Raw genomic sequence first — 7,442 nt, 5'->3', positions numbered from 1 at the left:
CACTGACAACTGACAACTGACCACTGACAACTGACAACTGACCACTGACAACTGACAACTGACCACTGACAACTGACCAATGACAAAAAAATGAACATTCGGATTGGAAATGGTTACGATATTCACCGACTGGTTACTGGGCGTCGTTTAATTTTGGGAGGGGTAGAGATTCCCCACGAATTGGGTTTGCTGGGACATAGCGATGCTGATGTGCTGACTCATGCGATTATGGATGCCATGCTGGGTGCGTTAAGTCTGGGGGATATCGGTCATTATTTTCCGCCGACCGATGAGAAATGGGCTGGTGCAGATAGTCTGGTTTTGTTGAGTCAGGTGAACAAATTGGTGTTAGATAAAGGCTGGCGGGTGGGGAATATTGACTCGGTGGTAGTGGCGGAACGTCCGAAATTGAAGCCCCATATTACCAAGATGCGCTCTAGCATCGCCAGTATTCTAGAATTAAGGCCCGATCTAATTGGCATCAAAGCTACCACCAACGAAAAATTAGGCCCTGAAGGACGGGAAGAAGGAATCGCAGCTTATGCAGTAGCCTTGCTGGTAGCTGCTGAATGATATGTTTGTGGTAACGACTTTCGTCCTTCCTACCTTCTACGGAGTTTAGCAGCTTATGAACACCGAAGAATTGTCAGTTATAAAGCATATCGTTCCTGACATCACCATGCTAGACACCGAGGAACGAATAGTTTTGTTAGCTCAAGGCAAAGGGAGAGGAGAACTATATCGCGATATTTCTGAAGTCATTTCGTGGTTGAAAGCTGGGAATGGAGCGATTCCATTTGTCATGTTTATTGACTTAGAAAACATTAATATTTTCAAGTGGGACAGTGACAATTTAAGCGAACCAGTCTGCACTCTTAATACAGCCGAAGTGCTTGGTTATTATGGCCTTAAAGTGTCTGATGAATATATATCGGGACGCTACCTCAGCAGCTTAACAGAATCGTGGTTGAGAGATTTAGTTCATCACGGGAAGTCAGAAACTCCACCAGCAGAAGAACAGATAGCAAGCATAGGTTTATTGCCGTTGCTAAAAGATGGCACAGTTCAACCTGAAGTGGAAATTAGGATCGATCCTAAGTTGAGATACATAGTTTTGAGATATTATTATCCGCAACACGGTACTCTAATTTTTTAAATAGGATGATCCTGTACGTTGAAACTAATTTCCTGCTGAGTATTGCCAAAGGACAAGATCCTGAAGCCCCAGACTTGTTGCTGAATCCGCCGTCGTCGGTAAATATAGCGATACCAAGCATTTGCTACATGGAAGCTTTGTCGGCATTGGCAGAGGATCTGAAGTACCGCAAACGTTTCGGGGATGAACTGAGAGTTCGGCTCAAAGATGCGGAGCGAAATCTGACTTCTGCTTACGCTCAGTCTCTCGCTTTCCACTTAAAAGAGGCTGTCAATCGAAATGAAAAGTTAATAGAGGAGATAGAAGCACGTTTGCTTCTATCTCTTAACCAACTGGCAACAAAAGCTGAGATAATTGAACTAACTGCTGATATGCTTCGGGAAAGTTTGCAGACGAAGCGTATTCAAGAGCGTACAGATAACTTGATTTTACACTGCATCTTGGGACACGCGCGATCGCACACAACTGGAGTTAAAGTGTTTCTGAGCGGCAATACTAGAGATTTTGGTACATTGGTAGTTCAACAGGCTTTACGGGATGCTGGCGTGTCGGATTATTTCAGCCGCACGCAAGACTTCCAGGGTTGGTTACGATCGCAGTAAAGCTGGCAATTTATTGTATATAAAATAATGATGAGAATTTTTGATATTATTATTGCTAATTGGCGACGGTGGTTGGCGGTAACCTTGGCGGTAGTGAGTGCGATCGCACTTTCATCCTGTAACCCAACTCAATTCAAAAGTCAAGCAGCCCAAGTACCCCAATTAGTTGCCAGTACCCTGGGCGATCCAAAAACCTTCAACTACGCCCTCAACCAAGCATCCCCGAATGTTTTTGCTTTCATTTACGAGGGGCTAATTGGTGAAAACGGCGTCACGGGAGCAATTGAGCCCGCTCTAGCCGAATCCTGGCAAATTTCTGAAGACAAACTGCGGATTGTTTTTACCCTGCGCGAGGGGCTGAAGTGGTCAGATGGTGAGCCGCTAACAGCAGACGACGTTGTTTTTACCTACAACGATATCTACCTTAATGAAAAGATTCCTACCGATGTCAGAGACGTTCTTAAAATAGGCGAAAGTCGTGCCCTACCCAAAGTACAAAAACTCGATACTCGTCGAGTTGAGTTTACTATACCAGAACCATTTGCCCCATTCTTACGCACCACCGGATTAGTAATTATGCCAGCTCATAGCTTAAGAGAATCCGTCAAAACTCTTGACTCAGAGGGCAAACCTAAGTTTATTTCCATGTGGGGTGTAGATACAGATCCAGACAAAATTATTGTTAATGGCCCTTATCGCATGGCTAGTTACCAGACTAACGAGCGAGTTGTATTCGAGCGAAACCCCTACTATTGGCGCAAAGATGCAGTAGGAAATCCCATGCCTTACATTGAACGTTTCATCTGGCAAATTGTGGAAAACACCGATACAGCATTACTGCAATTTCGATCGGGGGGGCTGGATATGCTTGGCGTTTCTCCGCTAACCTTTTCCTTGCTCAAACGTGAAGAAAAACGCGGTGATTTCACTATTTATGATGGTGGGCCTTCATCCGGCACAAGTTTTATTGCCTTCAATCTTAATAAAGGTAGGAAAAAGGACGGAACTCCACTTGTAAATCCAATCAAATCTCGTTGGTTTAATACGGTGGAATTTAGGCAGGCAGTTGCCTATGCGATCGATCGCCAAACCTTGATAGACAACATTTTTCGAGGCATAGGTAAAACGCAAAACTCCCCAATTTCCGTGCAAAGCCCCTACTATCTTTCTCCCCAAGAAGGGTTAAAAGTTTATGATTACAATCCAGAAAATGCCAAGCAATTATTATTAGGAGCCGGATTTAAATATAACGATCGAGGACAATTACTCGATGCTAACGGTAATCGAGTCCGCTTCACGCTGCTAAGCAGTAGTGGCAGTAGAACCGCTGAAGCAGTAGGAGCCCAAATTAAGCAAGATTTGAGCAAAATTGGCATTCAAGTAGATTTAAGTTTGATTGATTTCGGCACTCTGGGAGAAAAACTGGGTAACAGCTTTGATTGGGAGTGTTATTTTGGAGGCTTTACTGGAGGAGTAGAGCCAAATGATGGCGCAAATGTCTGGGCTCCTGATGGGGGATTGCACGTTTTCAATCAAAAACCACAACCGAATCAATCCCCGATTATTGGTCGAGAAGTTGCTGATTGGGAAGCGCAAATTGGTCGTCTCTACATCGAAGGTGCAAAGGAGTTAGACGAAGCAAAACGCCAAGCCATTTATGCTGAAACACAACGTCTAAGTCAAGAGTATTTGCCTTTTATTTATTTAGTAAATCCGCTTTCTCTAGCTGCTGTACGCAATAACATCCAAGGTGTGAAGTACTCCGGGCTTGGGGGATTGCTCTGGAACATTCAGGAACTCAAAATCGAACAGAAATAGCCTAAACAATTACCAAGACGATCTTGGGTTGTAGATACTAGGTCTGATTATGTAAAAAAGCAAGCCTAACCTTACAATATGATCTCTACTGATATTTTCTCGCTCGTGACTCGCTGTCGTTGGTTTTTAGTTTTACTGGCTTGTATTCAGGCTCTAGCACTCACCAGCTGCAACCCAACCCAATTTAAAACCAAAGCCGCTCAAGTACCCCAATTAGTTTTTGCCTCTCCCAGCGGGCCACAAACTTTTAACATAACGCAGAATCAGTCAGCCTTCAGCGTTTTTGGCTATATCTACGACGGATTGCTCACAGAAAATTACGCCTTAGATGCAAAGCTAGAACCTGCATTAGCCGAGTCTTGGGAAATCTCTGAAGATAAGAAACGGGTTGTTTTTACACTGAAAAACGGGTTGAAGTGGTCAGATGGCGAACCGCTCACCGTCGATGACGTGATATTTACATATCGGGACGTATATCTCAACCCAAAAATTCCCACAGACATCAAAGATATTCTTCGAGTTGGCACCAGCCGTGCTTTCCCAACAGTGAAAAAACTGGATGAACGCCGAGTTGAATTTACCGTGCCGGAACCGTTTGTCCCCTTTTTGAGAAACATAGGGGGACTGCCAATTTTGCCAGCCCATGCTTTGAAAAAGTCAGTCGAAACCACCGATGCTAATGGAAATCCCAAGTTTATTTCGGCTTGGGGAATCGATACCAACCCCAAAGAAATTATTGGGAACGGCTACTACAAGATGGAAAGCTACGCCTCCAGTGAGCGAGTCGTATTCCAACGCAACCCTTACTATTGGCGGAAGGATGCTGAGGGGAATCCCCAACCCTATATTGAGCGCGTTGTTCTGCAAATTATTGAAAATACCGACAATCAGTTAATTAATTTTCGCTCTGGGCAGCTGGATAGTTTAGAACTGTCTCCAGAGGTGTTTCCGCTGCTGAAGCGAGAAGAAAAGCGGGGGCATTTTACCATCTACAATGGTGGGCCGGACTCTACCACACTTTTTGTGAGTTTTAATCTCAACAAAGCTCGTAATTCCAAAAATCAGCCATTCGTAGACCCAATCAAGTCTCGCTGGTTTAATACCAAGGAATTTCGACAGGCAGTTGCTTATGCGATCGATCGCCAGCGTATGAAAGAAAACATCTTTCGGGGAATGGGTGAGCTACAGAATTCGCCTATTTATTTCAAAAGCCCTTACTACCTTTCTCCCGAACAGGGGTTAAAGGTCTACGACTACAATCCCAATAAAGCTAGACAACTGCTTTTGGGAGCCGGTTTTAAATACAATTCCCAAGGACAGCTGCTGGATGCGGAAGGCAACCGAGTGCGATTTACCATGCTTGTTAAAGCAGAGGATCAAAGCCGGGTAAATATGGCAGTCCAAATCAAACAAGATCTCAGCCAGATTGGGATTCAAGCCGATCTGCAAGTGATTGCCTTCAACGTGGTGATCGAAAAACTGCAAAATCGGAGTTGGGATTGTTATGTTGGTGGGTTTGGTGGAGGAGGGGTGGAACCTCACAATGGCTCCAATATTTGGTCGAGTAACGGACGATTACACCAATTCAACCAAGGCCCGGAACTGGGAGACCCCCCTATTCAGGGTTGGGAAATTTCTGATTGGGAGAAGGAAATTGACCGCCTTTTTATTGAAGGATCTCAAGAATTCGATGAGACCAAGCGTAAGGCTATCTATGCCCAATTTCAGCAAATCACTCAAGAACAATTACCATTCATTCATCTGGTGAATAAGCTCTCTTTTCAGGCGGTGCGCGATCGCATCCAAAACCTCAAATTCTCTGCCCTTGGTGGCCCATTCTGGAATTTTTACGAACTGAAAGTAAATGAGTAATTAGCTCTAGAGCGTCACAACGACGTAAACTCGTGGGATAAACCCGGTCTCTGCATTGCACTATGATTTCTGCCGTCTTCCCTAATTTGCGTCGTTGGCTCTCAGTTTTACTGGGGTTAACTCTAGCGCTAACTTGTCAGTTTGCCCTTACCAGCTGTCGTCCCACCCAGTTCAAAAGCAATGCTGCACAAGTCTCGCAACTGGTGCTAACTACGCTTACCGACCCCAAAACTTTTAATCCTCCGCTCAATCAAGAGTTTCCCAGCATTTTTCTGTTTGCTTTTGATATGTTGACTCGCGAGAACGCCATCACGGGTGAAGTTGAGCCAGCTTTGGCTGAATCTTGGGAAATTTCTGAGGACAAAAAGCGGGTTGTTTTTGCGCTGCGAGAAGGATTGAAATGGTCGGACGGCGAACCGCTGACGGCAGATGATGTGGTTTTCACTTATGAAGATGTTATCTTTAACAAGAATATTCCAACAGATGCTAAAGATACTCTCAAAATTGGTGCTAGCGGTGCTTTTCCAAAGGTTCGTAAAATTGATAATCTGCGCGTAGAATTCATTTTACCAGAGCCTTTCGCCCCGCTGTTGCGAGCCGTTGCAGGGCCGGAGGGCATTGCGATTTTGCCCAAGCATATCTTACAAAAAACTGTGCAAACTAAGGGTTCGGACGGAAATCTTCGGTTTCTATCTACTTGGGGAACTGATACCGATCCAACTAAAATTGTGGTTAATGGGCCATACAAGATCGAGAGCTACAAAAGTGGCGAACGTTTGGTATTTCGCCGCAATCCTTACTACTGGGGACGAGATGGAGAAGGTAATCAACTACCTTATATTGAGCGAATTATTTGGCAGTTTATTGAAAATACTGACACGCAGTTGCTCAGTTTTCGATCTGCGGATTTGGATGTGATGGGAGATGTTCGTCCGTTACGTCCAGAATATTTTTCATTACTGAAAAAAGAAGAAAAGCGAGGTAAGTTTAAAGTTTACAACGGCGGCCCTTGGTCTGGCACGACTTATATTACGTTTAATCTTAGTAAGGCAAGGGATAAAAATAATCGCCCTTTTGTAGATCCAATTAAGTCTGGTTGGTTCAATAATCTGGCATTTCGGCAGGCGGTTGCTTATGCGATCGATCGCGAGAAAATGCGCGATAACATTTTTAGGGGTATTGGCGATCTGCAAAATTCACCAATTTCTGTACAAAGTCCTTTTTACTTTAAAGATGGCTTGAAAGTTTATAATTATAATCTTCAGGAAGCAAAGGAATTGCTGTTAGGTGCAGGATTTAAGTACAACGATCGCGCACAACTCCTCGATACTGATGGCAATCGAGTGCGGTTTACTCTGCTGACGAATTCGGGTAACAAAATTCGCGAAGCTATTGGTGTTCAAATTAAAGACGATCTGAGCAAAATTGGCATTCAAGTTGATTTCAACCCGATTAACTTTAATACGCTAATGGAGAGAATTTCCAGTTCGCGAGATTGGGAAGTTCACATGATTGGCTTTACAGGTGGAATTGAGCCGCATGGTTTAGCAAATCTCTGGACTAGCAAAGGAGGTTCTCACTCATTTAACTTGGCACCTCAACCGGGTCAGCCTGCTATTAATGGTTGGCAACCTCTTGATTGGGAGTTAGAAATCGATCGCCTTTTTGCCGAAGGTGCGCGGGAATTCGACGAAACTAAGCGCAAAGCTATTTACGGTGAATTTCAGCGGATTGTTCAGTCACAGTTGCCCGTGATTCACTTAGTTAATGAAACTGCTTTGATGGCGGTGCGCGATCGCGTTTCTGGACTCAAATACACCGGCTTACCCAGTTGGGGATTGTGGAACATCCAGGAACTTAAAATTGTAGATAAGTAAAGTTATTATCTGCGTTCATCTGCGGTAAAAATTTAACCAGCAATGACAACAGACAATTTGACGATCTCACTCATGTACTAACGATGCAACCGGGCACGATATTACTACTTCAAGCGT

General features: G+C 44.2%; 6 protein-coding genes. All 6 read left to right on the top strand.

What is annotated here, in order from left to right:
* Nucleotides 1-90: 90 nt before the first annotated feature.
* The 6 genes from ispF (at nt 91) to LAY57_RS23480 (ending at nt 7,325) form a co-directional block, all read left to right on the top strand.
* A complete protein-coding gene (gene ispF, locus LAY57_RS23505) occupies nt 91-573 on the top strand; it encodes a 2-C-methyl-D-erythritol 2,4-cyclodiphosphate synthase (protein ID WP_249069526.1) in 483 nt (160 codons plus the stop codon).
* A gap of 55 nt (nt 574-628) precedes the next feature.
* Nucleotides 629-1,156, top strand: coding sequence for a hypothetical protein (locus LAY57_RS23500; protein ID WP_249069525.1), 528 nt, complete (start codon nt 629-631; stop codon nt 1,154-1,156).
* Nucleotides 1,157-1,161: 5 nt separating this feature from the next.
* The gene (locus tag LAY57_RS23495; RefSeq protein ID WP_249069524.1) at nt 1,162-1,758 is read left to right on the top strand and encodes a PIN domain-containing protein; all 597 of its coding nucleotides are present in this window, start codon (nt 1,162-1,164) and stop codon (nt 1,756-1,758) included.
* Between the two features lie 30 nt (nt 1,759-1,788).
* A complete protein-coding gene (locus LAY57_RS23490; protein WP_249069529.1) occupies nt 1,789-3,576 on the top strand; it encodes an ABC transporter substrate-binding protein in 1,788 nt (595 codons plus the stop codon).
* Between the two features lie 78 nt (nt 3,577-3,654).
* Nucleotides 3,655-5,448, top strand: a complete 1,794-nt coding sequence (locus LAY57_RS23485; RefSeq protein WP_249069523.1) for an ABC transporter substrate-binding protein — start codon at nt 3,655-3,657, stop codon at nt 5,446-5,448.
* Between the two features lie 62 nt (nt 5,449-5,510).
* Nucleotides 5,511-7,325, top strand: coding sequence for an ABC transporter substrate-binding protein (locus LAY57_RS23480; RefSeq protein WP_249069522.1), 1,815 nt, complete (start codon nt 5,511-5,513; stop codon nt 7,323-7,325).
* Nucleotides 7,326-7,442: the final 117 nt, after the last annotated feature.

This window comes from Argonema antarcticum A004/B2 (genome assembly GCF_023333585.1).
GTDB classification, from domain to species: domain Bacteria; phylum Cyanobacteriota; class Cyanobacteriia; order Cyanobacteriales; family Aerosakkonemataceae; genus Argonema; species Argonema antarcticum.
The sequence above is the reverse complement of the archived record's forward strand: the minus strand, read 5'-3'. Positions and strand labels throughout refer to the sequence as shown.

Excerpts from the sequence above, each read along its gene's own strand:
- LAY57_RS23485 (WP_249069523.1), top strand. The coding sequence starts at position 3,655 with ATGATCTCTACTGATATTTTCTCGCTCGTGACTCGCTGTCGTTGGTTT.
- LAY57_RS23480 (WP_249069522.1), top strand. The coding sequence starts at position 5,511 with ATGATTTCTGCCGTCTTCCCTAATTTGCGTCGTTGGCTCTCAGTTTTA.
- LAY57_RS23495 (WP_249069524.1), top strand. The coding sequence starts at position 1,162 with ATGATCCTGTACGTTGAAACTAATTTCCTGCTGAGTATTGCCAAAGGA.
- LAY57_RS23490 (WP_249069529.1), top strand. The coding sequence starts at position 1,789 with ATGAGAATTTTTGATATTATTATTGCTAATTGGCGACGGTGGTTGGCG.
- ispF (WP_249069526.1), top strand. The coding sequence starts at position 91 with ATGAACATTCGGATTGGAAATGGTTACGATATTCACCGACTGGTTACT.
- LAY57_RS23500 (WP_249069525.1), top strand. The coding sequence starts at position 629 with ATGAACACCGAAGAATTGTCAGTTATAAAGCATATCGTTCCTGACATC.